Source organism: Achromobacter sp. NPDC058515 (genome assembly GCF_042721735.1).
Classification (GTDB): domain Bacteria; phylum Pseudomonadota; class Gammaproteobacteria; order Burkholderiales; family Burkholderiaceae_B; genus Achromobacter.
In genome coordinates this window covers 619,824-639,357 of record NZ_JBHXNI010000001.1, presented here as the reverse complement: position 1 = coordinate 639,357, position 19,534 = coordinate 619,824, and the positions used below count along the sequence as shown (strand labels likewise).

25 protein-coding genes are annotated in these 19,534 nt (G+C 67.8%); all 25 read left to right on the top strand.

The genetic code is table 11. From position 1 onward, the window contains the following. The first annotated feature begins 19 nt into the window (after positions 1–19). On the top strand, positions 20–1,243 hold the full coding sequence (locus tag ACFWP0_RS03065; protein WP_377839567.1) for a YbfB/YjiJ family MFS transporter: 1,224 nt from the start codon (positions 20–22) through the stop codon (positions 1,241–1,243). A gap of 31 nt (positions 1,244–1,274) precedes the next feature. Beyond that, positions 1,275–2,252, top strand: coding sequence for a Bug family tripartite tricarboxylate transporter substrate binding protein (locus tag ACFWP0_RS03060; RefSeq protein ID WP_377839566.1), 978 nt, complete (start codon positions 1,275–1,277; stop codon positions 2,250–2,252). Between the two features lie 18 nt (positions 2,253–2,270). Continuing rightward, the gene (locus ACFWP0_RS03055; RefSeq protein ID WP_377839564.1) at positions 2,271–3,332 is read left to right on the top strand and encodes an NAD(P)H-dependent flavin oxidoreductase; all 1,062 of its coding nucleotides are present in this window, start codon (positions 2,271–2,273) and stop codon (positions 3,330–3,332) included. A gap of 292 nt (positions 3,333–3,624) precedes the next feature. After that, complete coding sequence (locus ACFWP0_RS03050) at positions 3,625–4,461, top strand: ABC transporter ATP-binding protein (RefSeq protein WP_377839563.1); 837 nt, start codon at positions 3,625–3,627, stop codon at positions 4,459–4,461. After that, on the top strand, positions 4,458–5,246 hold the full coding sequence (mlaE, locus tag ACFWP0_RS03045) for a lipid asymmetry maintenance ABC transporter permease subunit MlaE (protein ID WP_377839562.1): 789 nt from the start codon (positions 4,458–4,460) through the stop codon (positions 5,244–5,246). Before ACFWP0_RS03050 ends, mlaE begins: the two co-directional genes overlap by 4 nt. Before the next feature lie 12 nt (positions 5,247–5,258). Then, positions 5,259–5,759 (top strand): outer membrane lipid asymmetry maintenance protein MlaD, encoded by a 501-nt coding sequence (gene mlaD, locus ACFWP0_RS03040; protein WP_377839560.1) that lies wholly within the window; start codon positions 5,259–5,261, stop codon positions 5,757–5,759. An 81-nt stretch (positions 5,760–5,840) separates the two neighbouring features. After that, positions 5,841–6,632 carry a VacJ family lipoprotein gene (locus ACFWP0_RS03035; protein ID WP_377839559.1) on the top strand — a complete coding sequence of 264 codons (792 nt, stop codon included), beginning with the start codon at positions 5,841–5,843 and terminating at the stop codon, positions 6,630–6,632. A gap of 37 nt (positions 6,633–6,669) precedes the next feature. Then, positions 6,670–7,299 carry a phospholipid-binding protein MlaC gene (locus ACFWP0_RS03030; RefSeq protein WP_377839558.1) on the top strand — a complete coding sequence of 210 codons (630 nt, stop codon included), beginning with the start codon at positions 6,670–6,672 and terminating at the stop codon, positions 7,297–7,299. 172 nt (positions 7,300–7,471) lie between these two features. Beyond that, positions 7,472–8,284 (top strand): ABC transporter ATP-binding protein, encoded by an 813-nt coding sequence (locus ACFWP0_RS03025; RefSeq protein WP_377839556.1) that lies wholly within the window; start codon positions 7,472–7,474, stop codon positions 8,282–8,284. Next, positions 8,281–9,093: an ABC transporter permease gene (locus tag ACFWP0_RS03020; protein WP_377839555.1), complete on the top strand. Its 813-nt coding sequence runs from the start codon at positions 8,281–8,283 to the stop codon at positions 9,091–9,093. The genes ACFWP0_RS03025 and ACFWP0_RS03020 overlap by 4 nt, the downstream gene beginning before the upstream one ends. Positions 9,094–9,098: 5 nt before the next feature. Continuing rightward, positions 9,099–9,344, top strand: a complete 246-nt coding sequence (locus tag ACFWP0_RS03015) for a BolA family protein (RefSeq protein ID WP_377839554.1) — start codon at positions 9,099–9,101, stop codon at positions 9,342–9,344. Next, a complete protein-coding gene (gene murA / locus ACFWP0_RS03010; protein ID WP_377839644.1) occupies positions 9,344–10,612 on the top strand; it encodes a UDP-N-acetylglucosamine 1-carboxyvinyltransferase in 1,269 nt (422 codons plus the stop codon). The genes ACFWP0_RS03015 and murA overlap by 1 nt, the downstream gene beginning before the upstream one ends. After that, the gene (gene hisG, locus ACFWP0_RS03005) at positions 10,609–11,283 is read left to right on the top strand and encodes an ATP phosphoribosyltransferase (protein ID WP_377839552.1); all 675 of its coding nucleotides are present in this window, start codon (positions 10,609–10,611) and stop codon (positions 11,281–11,283) included. The genes murA and hisG overlap by 4 nt, the downstream gene beginning before the upstream one ends. A gap of 55 nt (positions 11,284–11,338) precedes the next feature. Beyond that, the gene (gene hisD, locus ACFWP0_RS03000) at positions 11,339–12,643 is read left to right on the top strand and encodes a histidinol dehydrogenase (protein WP_377839550.1); all 1,305 of its coding nucleotides are present in this window, start codon (positions 11,339–11,341) and stop codon (positions 12,641–12,643) included. Further along, positions 12,640–13,749 carry a histidinol-phosphate transaminase gene (hisC, locus tag ACFWP0_RS02995; RefSeq protein WP_377839548.1) on the top strand — a complete coding sequence of 370 codons (1,110 nt, stop codon included), beginning with the start codon at positions 12,640–12,642 and terminating at the stop codon, positions 13,747–13,749. Before hisD ends, hisC begins: the two co-directional genes overlap by 4 nt. Before the next feature lie 8 nt (positions 13,750–13,757). Further along, positions 13,758–14,345: an imidazoleglycerol-phosphate dehydratase HisB gene (hisB, locus tag ACFWP0_RS02990; protein ID WP_171666336.1), complete on the top strand. Its 588-nt coding sequence runs from the start codon at positions 13,758–13,760 to the stop codon at positions 14,343–14,345. A 39-nt stretch (positions 14,346–14,384) separates the two neighbouring features. Continuing rightward, positions 14,385–15,083, top strand: a complete 699-nt coding sequence (gene hisH / locus ACFWP0_RS02985; RefSeq protein ID WP_377839547.1) for an imidazole glycerol phosphate synthase subunit HisH — start codon at positions 14,385–14,387, stop codon at positions 15,081–15,083. Between the two features lie 57 nt (positions 15,084–15,140). Continuing rightward, positions 15,141–15,881 carry a 1-(5-phosphoribosyl)-5-[(5-phosphoribosylamino)methylideneamino]imidazole-4-carboxamide isomerase gene (gene hisA / locus ACFWP0_RS02980; RefSeq protein ID WP_046805342.1) on the top strand — a complete coding sequence of 247 codons (741 nt, stop codon included), beginning with the start codon at positions 15,141–15,143 and terminating at the stop codon, positions 15,879–15,881. Next, positions 15,878–16,699, top strand: coding sequence for an imidazole glycerol phosphate synthase subunit HisF (hisF, locus tag ACFWP0_RS02975; RefSeq protein WP_377839546.1), 822 nt, complete (start codon positions 15,878–15,880; stop codon positions 16,697–16,699). Before hisA ends, hisF begins: the two co-directional genes overlap by 4 nt. 2 nt (positions 16,700–16,701) lie before the next feature. Continuing rightward, positions 16,702–17,106, top strand: coding sequence for a phosphoribosyl-AMP cyclohydrolase (gene hisI, locus ACFWP0_RS02970; RefSeq protein ID WP_377839545.1), 405 nt, complete (start codon positions 16,702–16,704; stop codon positions 17,104–17,106). Continuing rightward, positions 17,103–17,453 (top strand): phosphoribosyl-ATP diphosphatase, encoded by a 351-nt coding sequence (locus ACFWP0_RS02965; protein ID WP_377839543.1) that lies wholly within the window; start codon positions 17,103–17,105, stop codon positions 17,451–17,453. The genes hisI and ACFWP0_RS02965 overlap by 4 nt, the downstream gene beginning before the upstream one ends. An 18-nt stretch (positions 17,454–17,471) precedes the next feature. Then, on the top strand, positions 17,472–17,840 hold the full coding sequence (locus tag ACFWP0_RS02960) for a histidine triad nucleotide-binding protein (protein WP_377839542.1): 369 nt from the start codon (positions 17,472–17,474) through the stop codon (positions 17,838–17,840). 14 nt (positions 17,841–17,854) lie between these two features. After that, positions 17,855–18,079 (top strand): Sec-independent protein translocase subunit TatA, encoded by a 225-nt coding sequence (gene tatA / locus ACFWP0_RS02955; RefSeq protein WP_377839541.1) that lies wholly within the window; start codon positions 17,855–17,857, stop codon positions 18,077–18,079. Positions 18,080–18,154: 75 nt separating this feature from the next. Continuing rightward, on the top strand, positions 18,155–18,691 hold the full coding sequence (tatB, locus tag ACFWP0_RS02950) for a Sec-independent protein translocase protein TatB (protein ID WP_377839540.1): 537 nt from the start codon (positions 18,155–18,157) through the stop codon (positions 18,689–18,691). Beyond that, complete coding sequence (gene tatC, locus ACFWP0_RS02945) at positions 18,688–19,479, top strand: twin-arginine translocase subunit TatC (protein ID WP_377839538.1); 792 nt, start codon at positions 18,688–18,690, stop codon at positions 19,477–19,479. Before tatB ends, tatC begins: the two co-directional genes overlap by 4 nt. Positions 19,480–19,534: the final 55 nt, after the last annotated feature.

Here is a 19,534-nt window from a genome sequence, read left to right as displayed (position 1 = left end):
ACAGCCGTAGAGTGGGGCCATGTCAACACCTGCTTACCCCCTCCCTCAAACGGCGCCCGGCGCGGTCCGCCTGGCCTGGCCGGCCGCGTTCGCGCTGGCGGCTGCCATGGGGATCGGCCGCTTCGCGTTCACGCCCGTGTGGCCGCTAATGGCGCAGGAGGCGGGCCTGTCGCTGGCCCAGGGCGGCTGGATGGCCTCGGCGAACTACGCCGGCTATCTGCTGGGCGCGCTGGCCGCGATCATCTGGCCGGTGCGCCGCCTGCGCGGCACGCTGGCGGCGAGCCTTGCCGCCGTGGCGGCGCTGACCCTGGCCATGCCGCTGCTGGACAGCGTGGCCGGCTGGAGCGCACTGCGGCTGGCGGCGGGCTATGCAAGCGCCAGCGCCTTCATCTGCGTGGCGGCCTGGCGCCCCGTGCCCGTCGGCGATCCGCGCGAAGCGTCCGCTTCGGCCGTAACCTTTGCCGGCGTGGGCGCGGGCATCGCGCTGACGGGCCTGGCCTGCCTGGCGCTGATGGGCTGGGGCGCCAGCGCGAACCTGACGTGGGCCGCGCTGGGCGGCCTGGCGCTGGCGCTGTCCGCGCTGGCCTGGCCCGGGCTCAGCCGGCAGGCCCCGCCGGCCCGCAAGTCCGCCGCCGCCGCGCCCCCGGCGCGCCTGCCGCGAGGCATTTCCCTGCTGGCGCTGCATTACGGCATCTTCGGCGTCGGCTACATCGTTCCCGCGACCTTCCTGCCCGCGATGGCCAAGGAGATCTTTCCGGACCCGGCGATCTTCGGCTGGGCCTGGCCGCTGTTCGGGCTGGCCGCGGCGCTGTCCTGCCTGCTGGTTCCCAGGCTGGCGCGCGGGCGCGACGACAGGCAGGTCTGGCGCGGCGCCCAGGCCCTGATGGCCGTCGGCATGCTGACCGTGGCGCTGTGGCACCACATCGCCGCCGTGATTCTTGCCGCGCTGCTGGTGGGCGGCACCTTCATGGTGATCACCCAGGCGGGCATCCTGACCGCCCGGCGCCTGGCGGGCGCGGCGGCCCCGCGGGCGGCCGCGGTTATGACCTCGGCATTCGCGGCCGGCCAGATCCTGGGGCCGCTGCTGGCATCGTGGGCGGCGCGCTGGGGCGCCGGCCTGCCGCAGGTGCTGGCGGCCAGCGCGGCGCTGCTGGCGCTGTCCGCCTGGGCATTGGGAAAAGTCACGACAGATCGCGAAGGCGCTGGGCATAATGCGATCGGCCCCAAGGGCTGTTCACATTAGAAATCAGAAAGCAGGAAGAGGAGTCTCCAGCATGAAACCGTTGCGCCCCCTGATCGCCGCCCTGGCGGCCGTTGCCGCCTTCGGCGGCGCTGCCCAGGCCCAGACCGCCGACTGGCCCGCCAAGCCCATCACCATGATCGTGCCCTACGCGCCGGGCGGCTTTGCCGACACGCGCGTGCGCCTTCTGGCGCGCAAGCTGGGCGAATCGCTGGGCCAACCCATCGTCGTCGAGAACAAGGCGGGCGCGGGCGGCGTGGTGGGCACCAGCCTGATCGCCAAGGCGGCCCCCGACGGCTACACGATCGGCACCGGCAACCTGGCCCCGATGGCGGTCAACCCGTCGTTGATGAAGGACATGCCCTACAACCCGCAAAAGGACCTGGCGCCCGTTATCCTGATCGAGAACAGCCCGCTGGTCCTGAGCGTGAACAATGAGCTGCCGGTAAAAACGCTGGCCGACCTGATCGCGCTGGCCAAGAAGCAGCCCGGCAAGCTGTCCTTCGGCTCGTCCGGCGTGGGCGGCGCGCACCACCTGTCCGGCGAGATGTTCCGCGAACAGGCCAAGATCGACATCGTCCACGTCCCCTACAAGGGCGGCAGCCTGGCTGCCACCGACCTGATGGGCGGCCATATCTCGATGATGTTCGAAATGGGCTATTCCGCATTGCCGGCCATCCAGGGCGCCAAGATCCACCCCATCGCCGTCACGTCCGCCCAGCGCCTGGCCGTGCTGCCCAACGTGCCCACCATGGCCGAATCGGGCCTGCCGGGCTTCGAGTCGTACAACTGGCAGGGCATCGTCGCCCCCGCCGGCACCCCCGCGCCCATCATCGCCAAGCTCAACGCCGAGTTCAACCGCATCCTGAAGGAACCGGATGTGCAGAAGGCCATTGCCGATACCGGCAGCCAGGCGGGCGGCGGCACGCCCGAGGAATTCGCGGCCTTCATCAAGAGCGAAACCGAAAAGTGGGCTCACGTCATCAAGGCTGGAAACATCCAGCTTCAATAACCCTCCAGGAGTATTCCCATGGCTTCCCGTCTGACTGACCTTCTCAAGCTGGACCACCCGATCATCCAGGCGCCCATGGCCGGCGGCGCCACCACGGTGGAGTTGGTGTCCGAGGCGTCAAAGGCGGGCGTCCTGGGATCGCTCGGGGCGGCCTACATGAGCCCCGAGCAGATCGAGGCCGCCGCGGACGCCATCCGCGCGCGCACGCCGCGCCCCTTCGCCATCAATCTTTTCGCGACCGTGCCGGACGAGCCCATGCAGGGCGATGCCGGCCGGATGCTGGCCCTGATGGCCCGCTACCACCAGCAGCTGGGCCTGCCCGCGCCCGCGGCGCCCGGTCCGCAGGCCGACCCGCTGCCGGGGCAGATCGAAGCCGTGCTGCGCGCGCGCCCGGCCGTCTTCAGCTTCACCTTCGGCCAGGTGCCGGCCGCCGTCCTGGCGCGCTGCCGCGAACTGGGCATCCTGACCGTGGGCACGGCCACCACCGTCCGCGAGGCGGTCGCGCTGGAGCAGGATGGGGTGGACGCCGTCGTGGCGCAGGGCGCCGAGGCCGGCGGCCACCGCGGCACCTTCCTGGAAGCGTTCGATGCGTCCCTGATAGGCACCATGGCCCTGGTGCCGCAGGTGGCCGACGCGGTCTCAGTCCCGGTCATCGCCTCCGGCGGCATCATGGACGGCCGCGGCATCGCCGCGGCGCTGGCCCTCGGGGCAGACGTGGCGCAAATGGGGACGGTTTTCCTGACCACCGAGGAATCCGGCATCAGCGACGCCTACAAGGCCGTGCTGCCGGCCTCCCGCGCCGAACAGTCCCGGGTCACCCGGGCATTCTCCGGACGGCCGGCCCGCGGCATCGTCAACGCCTTCATGCGCGAGGCCGACGCCATCGCGGCCGACATCCTGCCGTACCCCCTGCAGAACGCCCTGACGCGCCCCATGCGCACGGCGGGCGGCAAGGCCGGCAACATCAACGTGATGTCGCTCTGGGCCGGCCAGGGCGCCCCGCTGGCCCGGCGGGAGACCACGGCCGCCCTGATCCAGCGGCTGGTTCGCGAAACCGCGATAGCCCAGGCCCGCCGCTAGCGTCCACCTGCCGGCAACCCGCTCCCCGGCGCCGCACTGGCCCGGGGCAGCGGGATTGTCCCTGGTGCCGAAAACACTGTTCCATGCATGACTAGTCGCATTGTCATTGCAAAGCGTCGGGCTACAATGGCGCCTCGCCGCTGGGAGCCGAGGTCCGCCCTCGCCCCCGGCATCTGAGTAACAGGGCGCTTCCCGACGCAGCCTGTCTTGCCCGCGCCGGCCAGGTTCTTTGTCCCGCGTGTCGACTGGACAGCAGGGCAAGCTCCACCGCCGAAACCCCCTTTCGTTGCCCATGCCCGCTCAAACAAGCAGCACCCCGGAATTCGCCCTGCGCCTGGAAGGTGTGGCGCTAGGCTACGGTGACTTCACCGTCTTGCGCGACATTTCCATGGACGTGCGCGCGGGCCAGGTGGTCGCCGTCATGGGCGGCTCGGGTTCCGGCAAGACCACGCTGCTTCGCGCGGCCACGGGCCAGATCACCGCCCAGCACGGCCGCGTGCTGGCTTTCGGCCAGGACATGGGGCGCATCGCGCGCGCCGACAAGCAATCCCTGCGCAAGCGCATGGGCGTGCTGTTCCAGCAGGGCGCGCTCTTTACCGACCTGAACGTATTCGAGAACGTGGCCTTCCCGCTGCGCGAGCACACCCGGCTCGACGACGCGGAAATCACCGAGCGCGTGCTGGACAAGCTTGACGCCGTGGGCCTGCGCGCCGCGGCGCACCTGAGGGTGGCCGAGATCTCGGGGGGCATGGCCCGCCGCGTGGCGCTGGCCCGCGCCGTGGTGCTGGAGCCGGAACTCATCCTGTACGACGAACCCTTCGCCGGGCTGGACCCGATCTCGCTGGGCATCACCGCCCGCCTGATCCGCAGCCTGGCCGACCGCCTGCACTGCGCGTCGGTGCTGATCACGCACGACGTGCACGAATCCTTCGCGATCGCCGACCAGGTCTACCTGGTGGGACAGGGCAAGCTTGCCGCCGCCGGCACGCCCGAAACGCTGTCGGCCTCGCAAGATCCCTATGTGCAGCAATTCCTCAAGGGCGAGCCCGACGGCCCGGTCGCGTTCCAGTACCCCGAAACGCCCGCTTTCCAGAAGTGGCTGTCGCAACAGAAAGGGCGCAAAGCATGAGCGGATCCCATAACGCCGTCGCCGCCCTGGGCACCTGGGTGCGCACCCGCGTCGCCGGCATCGGCTACTTCACCCGGTTCTTCGGCGCCCTGCTGGCGCGCAGCGGCATCGCGCTGTCGCGGCCGCGGCTGGTGTCGCAGCAGGTCCATTTCATCGGCAACTATTCTCTGCTGATCATCGCCGTGTCCGGCATGTTCGTGGGCTTCGTGCTGGGCCTGCAAGGCTATTACACGCTGAACCGCTACGGCTCCGAAGAGGCCCTGGGCCTGCTCGTGGCCTTGTCGCTGGTGCGCGAACTCGGGCCCGTGGTCACGGCGCTGCTGTTCGCCGGCCGCGCCGGCACCTCGCTCACGGCCGAAATCGGCCTGATGAAGGCCGGCGAACAACTCTCCGCCATGGAAGTCATGGCCGTGGACCCGATACGCCGCGTGCTCGTGCCGCGTCTGTGGGGCGGCATCATCGCCATGCCCGTCCTGGCCGCGGTGTTCTCCATGGTGGGCATCCTGGGCGGCTGGGTCGTGGGCGTGCTCCTGATCGGCGTGGACGCCGGCGCCTTCTGGTCGCAGATGCAAAACGGCGTCGACGTCTGGAAAGACGTGGCCAACGGCGTCATCAAGAGCCTGGTGTTCGGCGTCACGGTGACGCTGGTCGCGCTCTACGAAGGCTGGCAGGCCAAGCCCACTCCCGAAGGCGTTGCCCGCGCCACCACGCGCACCGTGGTCGTGGGCTCCCTGGCGGTTCTTGGGCTGGACTTCCTGCTCACCGCCTTGATGTTTGGAAATTGATACGGATCGATCATGTCACGCGAAAAAACCGACTTCTGGGTAGGCCTGTTTGTATTGCTCGGCGCGGTCGCGCTGGCATTCCTGGCGTTGCGCGCCGGCAACTTGAGCACCTTTTCATTCGCCCCGACCTATACGGTGACGGCCAACTTCGATAACGTAGGCGGCCTCAAGGTACGCGCGCCGGTCAAGAGCGCCGGCGTCGTGGTCGGCCGGGTGGCGGGCATCTCGTTCGACGACAAGACCTACCAGGCCATCGTTTCGGTCAACCTGGAGACGGCCTATCAGTTCCCCAAGGACTCGTCGGCATCCATCCTGACCTCGGGCCTGCTCGGCGAGCAGTACCTGGGGCTGACCGCGGGCAGCGAAGAAGACAACTTTACCGACGGCGGAAAAATCCGCTATACACAAAGCGCTGTCGTGCTTGAACAGCTGATCAGCCAGTTCCTGTATGGGTCGGCGGAAAAGCAAGGCACGAGCACCGCGGCGGAACCCGCCGGGAAGACGCCGGATTAAAGACACAGCGAAAGACGCCGTAACAAGGCTGCGCCTCACGGCCGCAACATCATAAGAATTGCTGATAGGGATACCCTGATCATGAACAACAAAGCGCTTTCCCGTATCGCCACCGTCGCAGCGGCGGGCGCGTTGATGGCCGGCTGCGCCGCACCGCAGAACCCGGACCCGCGCGACCCCTGGGAAGGCTTCAACCGGGGCGTCTACCAGTTCAACGACGTGGTCGACCGCGCGGTGTTCAAGCCGGTGGCGCAGGCCTATACCTTCGTCACGCCGCAGCCTGTGCGCAGCTGCGTCCACAACATCTTCAGCAACGTCAGCGACCTCTGGTCCGGCACCAACAGCTTCCTGCAAGGCCGCGGCCACGACTTCGTCAACACGCTGGGCCGCTTCCTGTTCAACACCACCATGGGCGTGGGCGGCTGCTTCGACGTCGCTTCGGCCAACGGCGCGCGCAAGATCCCGAACGACTTCGGCACGACGCTGGGCGTGTGGGGCTTCAGCCAGGGCCCGTACCTGGTGCTGCCGTTCTTCGGCGCATCCAGCGTGCGCGACGGCGTCGGCCTGGCGGGCGACTTCTACGGCACGACCTACGGCTACATGGGCGTGGACGCGATCGACAACGTCCGCCTGCGCAACTCGCTGTGGGGCCTGCGCATCGTGGATACGCGCGCCAATCTGCTCGACACCACCGACATGATCGACCGCGTCGCCCTGGATCCCTACAGCTTCGTGCGCGACGCCTTCCTGCAGCGCCGCACCGCCATGGTGCTGGGCCACCGCGTGGACGACGAGTCGTCGCTGCCCAACTACGAAGACGACGAGGACGATGCCCCCGCGGCCGCCCCGGCGCCGCAACCCGCCACGAAGTAAGCTGTGGGCTTGCGCTTTCGGCACTGAAGGAGTTTTGATGCGATTTTCCATTGTTTCCCTGTTGCAGCGGCTGGCGTTCGCCGGCCTGCTGGGCCTGGCCGCCGCCACGGCCGCGCAGGCCAAGCCGGACCCCAACGGTCCCCCGGACCAGTTCGTGCTTGCCACGGCCAACGAAGCCCTCGATGTCCTGAAGGCCGACGGCTCAGTCAAGGCCGGCAATACGGTCCGCATCAACGAAGTCGTCAACCAGCACATCCTGCCTTACGTAAATTTCCAGAAGACCACGCGCCTGGCCGCCGGCCGCTATTGGCGCCAGGCCAGCGACGCGCAGAAGACGGCCCTGGCCGAAGCCTTCCGCGGCACCCTGGTGCGCACCTACAGCGGCGCCTTGACCCGCGTCACGGCCAGCACCAAGGTCAGCGCGCTGCCGTTTCGCGGCGACGCCAACGCCGACGACGTCGTCGTGCGCACGCTGATCAGCCAGGCCAACGGCCAGCCCACGGGCGTGGACTACCGCCTGGAAAAGACGCCCCAGGGCTGGAAGATCTACGACATGAACGTCGAAGGCATCTGGCTGATCGAGAACTACCGCAACCAGTTCGCGCAGCAGATCAACCAGAACGGCATCGACGGCCTGATCCAGGCGCTGAACCAGCGCAACAAGTAGATCCCTGCTCCAGGCTGCATTGGCCCGGCGCGCCCTTCGGGGTCCGCCGGGCTGATTATTTTGGGGACGCACCATGGCGCCGCCCCCACGGCGCCTGGGGCCATAGGCGCTGGCCGCCGCAGCGCGCTTATATAATGATCAATTCGCTCTTTTCGGGCCACCTCCCGCCGTCATGTCCGCCGTCAGTCTAGAAAACGTCTCCAAGATCTACTCGCCGCGCCAGCGCGGCTGGCAGAAGCTGCTCGGGCGCGCGCCCCGCCCCGGCTTCCAGGCGCTGGACAATGTCAGCCTGAACATCGAGCACGGCGAGTTCTTCGGCCTGCTCGGGCCGAACGGCGCGGGCAAGACCACGCTGATCTCGATTCTTGCAGGCCTGGCGCATGCCACCTCTGGCCGCGCCACCGTCTGTGGATACGACGTCGTGGCCGACTACAAGTCGGCCCGGCGCGCCTTGGGCGTGGTGCCGCAGGAACTGGTCTACGACCCGTTCTTCACGGTGCGCGAGACCCTGCGCATCCAGTCGGGCTATTTCGGCCTGCGCAAGAACGACGACTGGATCGACGAGATCCTGTTCAACCTGGGCCTGGCCGACAAGGCCAACGCCAATATGCGGGCGCTCTCCGGCGGCATGAAGCGCCGCGTGCTGGTGGCGCAGGCGCTGGTGCACCGCCCGCCCGTGATCGTGCTGGACGAACCCACCGCGGGCGTGGACGTGGACCTGCGCCGCACGCTGTGGGAGTTCATCTCGCGCCTGAACAAGGCCGGCCACACCATCATGCTCACCACCCATTACCTGGAAGAAGCCGAGGCGCTGTGCGGCCGCATCGCCATGCTCAAGGGCGGGCGCATCGTGGCGCTGGACACCACCCAGGCCTTGCTGGCCCGCGTGGGCGGCGTGGACCTCGAAGACGCGTTCGTCCGCATCATGCACCAGGACGACGAACCCGCCGCGCCGTCGCTGCAACCCGAAGAGATCTCGTCATGACCCAGCCCATCGCGACCGCCAGCCAGCCGCTGGTGCAGCCCCGCCTGGACGCGGGCTCGGGCTTTCCGACCCTGCTGCGCAAGGAGCTGCTGCGCTTCTGGAAGGTCAGCTTCCAGACCATCGCCGCCCCCGTCATCACGGCGCTGCTGTACCTGCTGGTCTTTGCGCATGTCCTGGAAGGGCGCGTCACGGTGTACGGCAGCGTGCCCTACACGTCGTTCCTGATCCCCGGGCTCATGATGATGAGCATGCTGCAGAACGCCTTCGCCAACCCCTCGTCCTCGCTCATCCAGAGCCGCATCACGGGCAACCTCGTCTTCATGCTGCTGCCGCCGCTGTCGCACCGCGACATCTTCGGCGCGTACGTGCTGGCGGCGATCGTGCGCGGCCTGGCGGTGGGCCTGTGCGTATGGGTGGTGGCGCTGTTCTTCGTGCCGCTGGCGCCCGCCAGCCCGCTGTGGCTGCTGGTCTTCGCCGTGCTGGCCTGCGGCATCATGGGCGTGCTGGGCCTGATCGCCGGCCTCTGGTCCGAAAAATTCGACCAGCTCGCGGCCTTCCAGAACTTCCTGATCATGCCCGCGACCTTCCTGTCCGGCGTGTTCTATTCCATCCATACGCTGCCGCCGTTCTGGCAAAGCGTGTCCCACTGGAACCCCATCTTCTACACCATCGACGGATTCCGCTACGGATTCTTCTCGGTGTCGGACGTCTCCCCCTGGCACAGCCTGGCAGTGGTGACGGGGGTATTCCTTGCGCTATCGACTTATGCGCTGCGGCTCCTGGCCAGCGGCTACAAACTCAGGAACTGACGTCCATGCTCCCCACTCCCGCGCAAGTCCGCCAATACATCGCGGACAGCCTGCCCTGCGAACATCTCGACGTGCAGGGCGACGGTTCGCACTTTGACGCCGTCATCGTCAGCACCGCCTTCGAAGGCAAGCGCCTGATCCAACGCCATCAGCTGGTCTACGCCGCGCTGGGCGACCGCATGAAGGCCGAGATCCACGCGCTTTCCATGCGCACGCTGACCCCCGCCGAATACCAGCAGGCAGGCGAGTGATGGACAAGCTGCGCATTACCGGCGGCGTCCCGCTGCACGGCGAGATTTCGATTTCCGGGGCCAAGAACTCGGCCCTGCCGATCCTGTGCGCCGGCCTGCTGACGGCCGACACGCTGAGCCTTTCCAACGTGCCCCACCTGAACGACACGGGCACGATGCTGCGCCTGCTGGGCCGCATGGGCATGCGCGCCGAACGCGGCGACGACGGACTGGTCACACTGCGGGCGGACAAGGTCGACAACCTGGAAGCGCCGTATGACCTGGTCAAGACGATGCGCGCCTCGATCCTGGTGCTCGGTCCGCTGGTCGCGCGCTTCGGCGAGGCCCGCGTCAGCCTGCCGGGCGGCTGCACCATCGGCCAGCGGCCGGTGGACCAGCACATCAAAGGCCTGGCCGCGCTGGGCGCCGAGATCAGCATCGAACACGGCTTCGTGGTGGCGCGCGCCAAGCGCCTGAAGGGCGCCTCCATCCGCACCGACATGATCACCGTCACCGGCACCGAGAACCTGCTGATGGCCGCCGTGCTGGCCGAGGGGCAGACCGTGCTGGAGAACGCCGCGCGCGAGCCCGAAGTGGTGGACCTGGCCGAACTGCTCATCAAGATGGGCGCCCGCATCCAGGGCCACGGCACCGGCCGCATCGTCATCGACGGCGTGGACCGCCTGCATGGCGCGGAACACCGCGTCATCTCCGACCGCATCGAAGCCGGCACCTTCCTGTGCGCCGTGGGCGCGGCGGGCGGCGACATCCTGCTGAAGAACGCCGACGCCGGCATCCTGGGCGCCACCCTGGACAAGCTGGCCGAAGCCGGCCTGACCATCGAGACCGGCCCCGGCTGGATCCGCGGCGCCATGTCCGGCCGCCCCAAGGCCGTGGGTTTCCGCACCCACGAGTACCCGGGCTTCGCCACCGACATGCAGGCCCAGCTCATGGCGCTGAACGCCGTGGCCGACGGCTCGTCCGTCATCGTCGAGACCATTTTCGAAAACCGCTACATGCACGTGCAGGAACTGCGCCGCATGGGCGCCCAGATCGACATCGACGGCCACACCGCCATCGTGCGCGGCGTGCCGCGTCTGTCTGGCGCCACCGTCATGGCCACCGATCTGCGCGCCTCGGCCAGCCTGGTCATCGCCGGCCTGGCGGCCAACGGCGAAACGCTGGTCGACCGCATCTATCACCTGGATCGCGGCTACGACCGGATGGAAGTGAAACTGCGCGCCCTCGGCGCGAATATCCAACGTGTTACCGGCAAGGAACAGGCATGAGCGACGCCTCCGTCACGCCCCTGACCCTGGCGCTGTCCAAGGGCCGCATTTTTGAAGAAACCATGCCGCTGCTGGCTGAAGCCGGCATCGAAGTGCCGGAAAACCCGGAAAGCTCGCGCAAGCTCATCCTGCCGACCAGCGATCCGGGCCTGCGCCTGATCATCGTGCGCGCTTCCGACGTGCCCACCTATGTGCAATACGGCGCGGCCGACCTCGGCATCGCGGGCAAGGACGTGCTGATCGAGCACGCCAAGGAGCAGCCCGGCGGCCTGTACCAGCCCATCGACCTGAACATCGCCAAGTGCCGCCTGGCCGTGGCCGTGCGCAAGGGCTTCGACTACGACGCCGCGGTCCACCAGGGCGCGCGCCTGCGCGTGGCCACCAAGTACGTGCAGTCAGCCCGTGAACACTTTGCGGCCAAGGGTGTGTACGTCGACATCATCAAGCTGTATGGTTCGATGGAGCTTGCGCCGCTGGTCGGCCTGGCCGATTGCATCGTAGACCTGGTGTCCACCGGCGGCACGCTGCGCGCCAACGATCTGGTCGCGGTGGAAGACGTCATGCCGATCTCGTCGCGCCTGATCGTCAACCAGGCCGCGCTGAAGACCCGCGGCGACCGCCTGCAACCCCTGCTGGACGCCTTCGAAAGAGCCGCCTCCCGCAACGCCTGACCCCCGCCCGCCGCGCCCGTCGCGGCGGCCGCTACCCGCTTTGCTCCATGACGCCATGGCCCTGATCAATCGTCTCGACTCCCGCGATCCCGGATTCAAATCCGCCCTGTCCAAGCTGCTGGCCTTCGAGGCCGCCGAAGACGAATCCATCGACCGCGCCGCGGCCGGCATCCTGGCCGACGTACGCGCCCGCGGCGATGCCGCGCTGGTGGAATACACGCAGCGTTTCGACCGCATGCCCGGCGCATCGGCCCATACGCTGGAGATCCCCAAGGCGGACTGGCACGCGGCGCTTGCCACGCTGCCCGCCGCCCAGCGCAACGCGCTGGAAGCCGCCGCCGACCGCGTGCGCGGCTACCACGAGCGCCAGCGCGCCGAGACCTGGACCTACACCGAGGCCGACGGCACCATGCTGGGCCAGCAGGTCACCCCGCTGGACCGCGTGGGCCTCTACGTGCCCGGCGGCAAGGCCGCCTATCCGTCGTCGGTGCTGATGAACGCCATCCCGGCCAAGGTCGCGGGCGTGCAGGAACTGGTCATGGTCACGCCCACGCCCGACGGCGTGCGCAACCCCATCGTGCTGGCCGCCGCCGCCATCGGCGGCGTGGACCGCGTGTTCGCCATCGGCGGCGCGCAGGCCGTGGGCGCGCTGGCCTACGGCACGGACACCGTGCCCGCCGTGGACAAGATCGTCGGCCCGGGCAACGCCTACGTCGCCGCCGCCAAGCGCCGCGTGTTCGGCGTGGTCGGCATCGACATGATCGCCGGCCCCAGCGAAATCCTGGTCATCTGCGACGGCAAGACGCCGGCCGACTGGATCGCCATGGATCTGTTCTCGCAGGCGGAGCACGACGAACTCGCGCAATCCATCCTGCTCTGTCCGGATGCGGCTTTCATCGACGAGGTGGAGGCATCCATCGCCCGCCTGCTGCCCACGATGCCGCGCGCCGACATCCTGCGCGTCAGCCTGGCCAACCGCGGCGCGCTGATCCAGGTCCAGAGCCTGGAAGAGGCCTGCCAGATCGCCAACGACATCGCGCCGGAACACCTGGAGATCTCCACGGAACAGCCCGAGATCTGGACCGCCCGGATCCGCCACGCCGGCGCCATCTTCATGGGCCGCTTCAGTTCCGAGGCCCTGGGCGACTACTGCGCCGGCCCGAACCACGTGCTGCCCACCTCGCGCACGGCCCGCTTCTCGTCGCCGCTGGGCGTCTATGACTTCCAGAAGCGTTCCAGCCTGATCCAGGTCTCGCACGCGGGCGCCCAGACGCTGGGCCGCATCGCCGCCGAACTGGCGCTGGGCGAGGGCCTGCAGGCGCACGCCGCCAGCGCCCAGTACCGGGTCGACAAGCCATGAGCGCGGCCCCGGCGGCAAGCGTCGCCGGCCGCATCGCCGGCACCGTCCGGGCCGACATCCGCGAACTGGCCGCCTATCCCGTCGCCCATGCCGAAGGCTGCATCAAGCTGGACGCCATGGAATGCCCCTACGAACTGCCCGAGGCGGTTCGGGACGACATCGCCCGCGCCGTCCGCGATACGGCGCTGAACCGCTACCCCGCCGCCGACCTGTCGGCGCTGCAGGCCGCCGTCAAGGCGGCTTTCGGCATCCCGGCCGGCGCCGGCGTGCTGTTCGGCAACGGCTCGGACGAGCTCATCCACATCATGGTGCAGGCCTGCTGCGAGCCCGGCGACGCCGTGCTGTCGCCCTGGCCCTCGTTCGTCTACTTCGACATGGCGGCCCGCTTCGACCACGCCCGCTTCGTGGGCGTGCCGCTCACCGAAGACCTGGCGCTGGACCTGCCGGCCATGCTGGCGGCCATCCGGGAGCACCAGCCCAAGCTGGTGTTCCTGGCCGCGCCGAACAATCCCACCGGCGGGCTGTGGTCCGTCGAGGACGTGGACGCAATCGTCCGCGCGGCCCCGGGGCTGGTGGTGCTGGACGAGGCCTACCAGCCGTTTGCCGACTACACCTGGATGCCGCGCGTGCTCGATGCGCCCAATGTGGTCGTCATGCGCACGGTGTCCAAGATCGGCCTGGCCGGCCTGCGTTTCGGCTACCTGGCCGGCCATCCCGACTGGATCGCCCAGTTGAACAAGGTCCGTCCGCCCTACAACCTGAACGTGCTGACCCAGGCGACGCTGCTGGCCGTGCTGCGCCACAAGCCCGTGCTGGACGAGCAGGCCGCGCGGATGCGCGCCGACCGCGCGCCGCTCGCCGCGGCCCTGGCCGAGTTGCCCGGCGTCAGGGTATTCCCTTCCGCCGCCAACTTCGTACTCGCCCGCTTTTCCGGCAAGCTGGATGGCAACGCCGTGCATCTTGCCTTGAAAACGCGCAAAATATTGGTTCGTAACTTCTCCAACGCCCATCCGCTCCTGGCCGACTGCCTGCGCATTTCGGTGGGCGCCCCGGCCGAGAACGCCGCTTTGCTATCGGCACTGCAAGACATCCTGAGTGCCAATTGAGTCCTGACATGCGTACCGCAGAGATCACCCGCAACACCAACGAAACCCGCATCCGCGTGGCCATCAACATCGACGGCACCGGCAAGCAGACGATCGACACGGGCGTGCCCTTCCTGGACCACATGCTGGACCAGATCGCGCGCCACGGCCTGATCGACCTCGACATCAAGGCCGAGGGCGACCTGCACATCGATGCGCATCACACGGTGGAAGACGTGGGCATCACGCTGGGCATGGCCATCGCCAAGGCGGTCGGCACCAAGGCCGGCCTGCGCCGCTACGGCCACGCCTACGTGCCGCTGGACGAAGCGCTGTCGCGCGTGGTGGTGGACTTCTCGGGCCGCCCCGGCCTGGAATACCACATCCCCTTCACGCGCTCCCACATCGGCAGTTTCGACGTGGACCTGACCCGCGAATTCTTCCAGGGCCTGGTCAACCATGCGCTCATCACGCTGCACATCGACAACCTGCGCGGCTTTAACGCTCACCATCAGGCGGAAACGGTCTTCAAGGCCTGTGGCCGCGCCCTGCGCATGGCCATGGAAGTCGACCCCCGCATGGGCGACGTCGTGCCCTCCACCAAGGGCGTACTGTAACGCTCGCGATCACCACCGCACCGCACCAGGCAGAAAGAAGTGACCACTATCGCCATCGTCGACTACGGAATGGGCAATTTCCACTCCGTGGCGCGCGCCCTGAAGTTCGCCGCCCCCGATGCGGATATCCGCATCTGCAACCAGCCTCAAGACATCGCCGCGGCAGACCGCGTGGTGTTTCCGGGACAGGGCGCCATGGCGGACTGCATGCGCACCCTGAATGAATCCGGCCTGCGCGAAGCCGTCGTGCGCGCCGCCCGCGAGAAGCCCCTGCTGGGCGTGTGCGTGGGCGAGCAGATGCTGTTCGACGCCAGCGAAGAGGGCGGCACGTCCTGCCTGGGCCTGTTCCCCGGCGTCGTGCGCCGCTTTTCCGGCCCGCGCTTCGCGGAACTGATCCCCGCCGACGACGAGGCCTGCCTGGCCGACGCCGGCGCCGCGGGCCTGGCGGACACCCGCCCCGAGCGGCTCAAGGTGCCGCACATGGGATGGAACAAAGTCCGCCATACGCGCTCTCACCCAATCTGGGACGGCATTCCGGACGACTCGCACTTCTATTTCGTCCATAGCTACTACGCCGATCCGGCTGATCCGGGCCTGACTGTTGGTGAAACCGATTATGGCGTCGCCTTTACCTGCGCGGTGGCGGCAGCTAACATTTTCGCGGTGCAGTTTCACCCCGAGAAGAGCGCCGAGCACGGTTTGCGCCTGTATCGCAATTTTGTAGACTGGCAGCCGTAGGCCTAGAGCCTGCGTGCGCCAGCCCATTCAACCTCTCTATTTTTCTTGCTGCCCACCATGCTGCTGATCCCCGCCATCGATCTCAAAGACGGGCGCTGCGTGCGTCTGCGCCAGGGCGACCTGGACGATGCAACGGTGTTCTCCGAAGACCCCGCCGCCATGGCCACCCGTTGGCTGGACCAGGGCGCCCGCCGCCTGCATCTGGTCGACCTGAACGGCGCCGTCGCCGGCAAACCGAAGAACGAAGCCCCCATCAAGGCGATCCTGGAAGCCGTCGGCGACGACATCCCCGTCCAGATCGGCGGCGGCATTCGCGACCTCGACACCATCGAACGCTATCTCGACGCCGGCATCTCCTACGTCATCATCGGCACCGCCGCGGTCAAGAACCCGGGCTTCCTGCAAGACGCCTGCGGCGCCTTCCCCGGCCAGATCATCGTCGGCCTGGACGCCCGCGACGGCAAGATCGCCACCGACGGCTGGAGCAAGCTGACCCGCCACGACGTGCTGGACCTGGCCAAGAAGTTCGAAGACTACGGCTGCGAGGCCATCATCTACACCGACATCGGCCGCGACGGCATGCTGTCGGGCGTCAACGTCGAAGCCACGGTCCGCCTCGCCCAGCACGTCCGCATCCCCGTGTACGCCTCGGGCGGCATCGCCGGCATCCAGGACATCGAAGCCCTGTGCGCCGTCGAGGAAGAGGGCGTCGAAGGCGCCATCCTGGGCCGCAGCATCTACGAAGGCACGCTCGACTTCCAGGCGGCGCAGGCCCGCGCCGACGAATTGGCAAAATGACCACCTCCCGCAGCACCCCCGGGGCCGGCGCGCCCGCACAGAGCGCGCTGACCCGCCGCATCATTTCCTGCCTTGACGTCACGGCCGGCCGCGTCGTCAAGGGCGTGAACTTCGTCAACCTGCTCGACGCGGGCGACCCCGTCGAGATCGCCCGCCGCTACAACGAGCAGGGCGCCGACGAACTCACGTTCCTGGACATCACCGCCACCAGCGACGGCCGCGACCTGATCCTGCCCATCATCGAGCAGGTGGCGTCCCAGGTCTTCATCCCCCTGACGGTGGGCGGCGGCGTGCGCCAGGTGTCCGACATCCAGCGCCTGCTCAACGCCGGCGCCGACAAGATCAGCATCAACAGCGCCGCCGTGGCCAACCCGGAGCTGGTTCGCGCCGCCTCGGACTACCACGGCTCCCAATGCGTGGTGGTGGCCATAGACGCGCGCCGCGTGTCGGCGGCCGGCGAACCGCCGCGCTGGGAAGTCTTCACCCATGGCGGCCGCAAGGCCACCGGGCTGGACGCCGTGGCCTGGGCGCGCCGCATGGCCGCCTACGGCGCGGGCGAAATCCTCCTCACCAGCATGGACCGCGACGGCACCAAGTCCGGTTTCGACCTGGAACTGACCCGCACGGTGTCCGACGCCGTGCCGGTGCCGGTCATCGCCTCCGGCGGCGTGGGCAACCTGCAGCATCTGGCAGACGGCGTCACCACCGGCCGCGCCAGCGCCGTGCTGGCCGCCAGCATCTTCCACTTCGGTCAGCATACCGTTGGCGAATGCAAGCGCTTCATGGCCGAACAAGGCATTGCCGTAAGATTGGACTGAACATGAGTACTGAACCCGCCTGGATGGCCGATGTCGTCTTCGACGAAAACGGCCTGATTCCCGCCATCGCCCAAGACGCCGAGAACGGCCAGATCATGATGGTGGCCTGGATGAACCGCGAATCCCTGGCCGAAACCGCCGCCACCGGGCGCGCGGTCTACTGGTCGCGCTCGCGCCAGCGCCTGTGGCGCAAGGGCGAGGAATCCGGCCACGTCCAGGAAGTGCACGAATTGCGCCTGGATTGCGACGGCGACGTGATCCTGCTGAAGGTCCACCAGGAAGGCGGCATCGCCTGCCATACCGGCCGCGCCAGCTGCTTCTTCCGCCGCCTGGAAGGCCAGACGGACCAGGCCTCCTGGGTCACCGTCGACCCGGTGCTGAAAGACCCCGAGCTCATCTACAAATGACCGATCAAGCCCTGAGCGCCGCCGACATCCTGGCGCGCATCGCAGACACCCTGGAAACCCGGCGCCCCGAAAACGGCGGCGATCCCAAGGCGTCCTATTCCGCCAAGCTGCTGGCCAAGGGCCCCGATTCCTTCCTGAAGAAGATCGGCGAAGAGGCCACGGAACTGGTCATGGCCGCCAAGGACGGCGAACCGGACCGCATCGTCAGCGAAACCGCCGATTTGTGGTTTCACTGCCTGGTCGCGCTGACGCATTTCAAGCTGCGGCCCGAAGACGTACTGGCCGAGCTGGCCCGCCGCGAAGGCCTGTCGGGCTTGGCGGAAAAGGCGAGCCGCCCGCAAGACTGACCACGGAATCCCAGACAAATGAGCAATAACTGCCTGTTTTGCAAGATCGCCAATGGCGACATCCCGTCCAAGAAGGTCTATGAAGACGAGGATTTTGTTGCATTCCACGACATTAATCCCGCCGCACCGGTGCATTTACTGCTCATCCCTCGACGTCATGTCATATCCATGCAGGATATTACGGGCGAGGACGCAGGTTGGTTGGGTAGAATGATGTCGTTGGCGCCGCGGCTTGCCGCCGAGAACGGTTGCCGTCCGGGCCCTGATGGCGGATTTCGCATCATGATCAATTCTGGCGTCGAAGGCGGCCAGGAAGTCCCGCATCTGCATTTCCACATCATCGGCGGCTCGCGACCCTGGAAAGGGCGCGTGGCTCCCACTGCGTAATTCGGAGAAACATCATGGGTAGTTTCAGCATTTGGCACTGGTTGGTCGTTCTGGTCATCGTCGCGCTGATTTTCGGCACCAAGAAGCTGCGCAACATCGGCGGCGACCTCGGCGGAGCCGTCAAGGGCTTCAAGGAAGGCATGAAGGACGCCAACAGCGAAAAGCCCTCCGAACCGATCGCGCAACAGCGCGTCGGCGAGACCATCGACGTGCAGGCCAAGGAAAAGACCAACTCCTGAGCCCCTGCTCGCCCCCCTCGGGCCAGCCCCTGAAAGGGCCGGCCCTCATTGCTTCAATTCCCGAGCGGCCGTCGAATGTTTGATGTCAGCCTCACTGAACTGATGGTGATCGGCGTCGTCGCCCTGATCGTCATCGGCCCCGAACGCCTGCCCAAGGTAGCCCGCACCGTCGGCCACCTGCTTGGGCGCGCGCAGCGTTACGTCAATGACGTGAAGTCCGATATCCAGCGTGAAATCGAACTCGACGAACTGCGCAAGTTCAAGACCGAAATGGAAGACGCCGCCCAAGGCGTGCAGCAGTCGCTGAACGACACCCAGGCCTCGCTCCAGGAGCCCGTGCAGCAGTTCCGCGCGGAACTTGACGAAGTCGCCCGCGAAGCCAGCGGCAAGGCCGCCCCGGTCATCGTCGGGGACTCGCCCGCCGAGCCCGCCCGCACGATCGCCCCGCCCGGCCAGAACCACGCGCTGGACCTGGACTTGCCTCCCGCCGCCGCGCCTGCGCCCAGCCCGGCCGCCGCTCCCCAACAACCCGCCCCGGCGCCCAGCGCGCCCAAGGCTGACGACGCCGCGCCCGCCGCCAAGCCCGTCTTGCCCTCTGGAACACCGTCGTGACCCAGGACGCATCCCAAGAAGAAGGCCAGCAGGAGACCTTCATCTCCCATCTGGTCGAGCTGCGCACCCGCCTGCTGCGCGCCGTCGGCGCCGTGGTGGCCGTGTTCGTCGTGCTGTTCATCTATCCCGGCGCCTCCGCCATCTATGACGTGCTGGCGGCGCCCATGCTGGCCTCGCTGCCGGAAGGCACGCGCATGATCGCCACCGGCGTGATCACGCCGTTCATGGTGCCCGTCAAGGTCACGATGATGGCCGCGTTCATCGTGTCGCTGCCCGTGGTGCTGTACCAGGCCTGGGCCTTCGTGGCGCCCGGCCTGTACCGGCACGAAAAGCGTCTGGCGCTGCCGCTGATCGTCTCCAGCACCTTCCTGTTCATCGCGGGCATGGCGTTCTGCTATTTCGTCGTGTTCCGGACGGTATTCCACTTCATCGCCACCTTCGCGCCGCAGTCCATCACGCCGGCGCCGGACATCGAGGCCTACCTGAGCTTCGTCATGACGATGTTCATGGCGTTCGGCATCACCTTCGAAGTCCCCGTGGCCGTGGTGCTGCTGGTAAAGATGGGCGTGGTCGAGCTGTCCAAGCTGAAGGCGGCGCGCGGGTACGTGGTGGTGGGCGCCTTCATCATCGCCGCGGTGGTCACGCCGCCCGACGTGGTCAGCCAGTTCATGCTGGCGGTGCCGCTGTGCCTGCTCTATGAGGTCGGCCTGATCTGCGCCCGCATGGTCACGCCCAAGGAGGGCGCGGCGGACGACGCAGCCTCCGACTCGCTGTCGGAACGCCACTGATGCCGGGAGCGCGGCCGCCTCGGGGCGACCGCGCAAAGTAGGACGGGTTCACTCT

Coding starts and splice junctions, on each gene's coding strand:
- ACFWP0_RS03015 (WP_377839554.1), top strand. CDS start 9,099: ATGCTCCCCACTCCCGCGCAAGTCCGCCAATACATCGCGGACAGCCTG.
- ACFWP0_RS02960 (WP_377839542.1), top strand. CDS start 17,472: ATGAGCAATAACTGCCTGTTTTGCAAGATCGCCAATGGCGACATCCCG.
- ACFWP0_RS02965 (WP_377839543.1), top strand. CDS start 17,103: ATGACCGATCAAGCCCTGAGCGCCGCCGACATCCTGGCGCGCATCGCA.
- hisG (WP_377839552.1), top strand. CDS start 10,609: ATGAGCGACGCCTCCGTCACGCCCCTGACCCTGGCGCTGTCCAAGGGC.
- hisA (WP_046805342.1), top strand. CDS start 15,141: ATGCTGCTGATCCCCGCCATCGATCTCAAAGACGGGCGCTGCGTGCGT.
- murA (WP_377839644.1), top strand. CDS start 9,344: ATGGACAAGCTGCGCATTACCGGCGGCGTCCCGCTGCACGGCGAGATT.
- ACFWP0_RS03025 (WP_377839556.1), top strand. CDS start 7,472: ATGTCCGCCGTCAGTCTAGAAAACGTCTCCAAGATCTACTCGCCGCGC.
- hisD (WP_377839550.1), top strand. CDS start 11,339: ATGGCCCTGATCAATCGTCTCGACTCCCGCGATCCCGGATTCAAATCC.
- hisB (WP_171666336.1), top strand. CDS start 13,758: ATGCGTACCGCAGAGATCACCCGCAACACCAACGAAACCCGCATCCGC.
- hisF (WP_377839546.1), top strand. CDS start 15,878: ATGACCACCTCCCGCAGCACCCCCGGGGCCGGCGCGCCCGCACAGAGC.
- ACFWP0_RS03055 (WP_377839564.1), top strand. CDS start 2,271: ATGGCTTCCCGTCTGACTGACCTTCTCAAGCTGGACCACCCGATCATC.
- ACFWP0_RS03020 (WP_377839555.1), top strand. CDS start 8,281: ATGACCCAGCCCATCGCGACCGCCAGCCAGCCGCTGGTGCAGCCCCGC.
- mlaE (WP_377839562.1), top strand. CDS start 4,458: ATGAGCGGATCCCATAACGCCGTCGCCGCCCTGGGCACCTGGGTGCGC.
- hisI (WP_377839545.1), top strand. CDS start 16,702: ATGAGTACTGAACCCGCCTGGATGGCCGATGTCGTCTTCGACGAAAAC.
- ACFWP0_RS03030 (WP_377839558.1), top strand. CDS start 6,670: ATGCGATTTTCCATTGTTTCCCTGTTGCAGCGGCTGGCGTTCGCCGGC.
- mlaD (WP_377839560.1), top strand. CDS start 5,259: ATGTCACGCGAAAAAACCGACTTCTGGGTAGGCCTGTTTGTATTGCTC.
- tatB (WP_377839540.1), top strand. CDS start 18,155: ATGTTTGATGTCAGCCTCACTGAACTGATGGTGATCGGCGTCGTCGCC.
- ACFWP0_RS03035 (WP_377839559.1), top strand. CDS start 5,841: ATGAACAACAAAGCGCTTTCCCGTATCGCCACCGTCGCAGCGGCGGGC.
- ACFWP0_RS03060 (WP_377839566.1), top strand. CDS start 1,275: ATGAAACCGTTGCGCCCCCTGATCGCCGCCCTGGCGGCCGTTGCCGCC.
- ACFWP0_RS03050 (WP_377839563.1), top strand. CDS start 3,625: ATGCCCGCTCAAACAAGCAGCACCCCGGAATTCGCCCTGCGCCTGGAA.
- tatA (WP_377839541.1), top strand. CDS start 17,855: ATGGGTAGTTTCAGCATTTGGCACTGGTTGGTCGTTCTGGTCATCGTC.
- hisC (WP_377839548.1), top strand. CDS start 12,640: ATGAGCGCGGCCCCGGCGGCAAGCGTCGCCGGCCGCATCGCCGGCACC.
- ACFWP0_RS03065 (WP_377839567.1), top strand. CDS start 20: ATGTCAACACCTGCTTACCCCCTCCCTCAAACGGCGCCCGGCGCGGTC.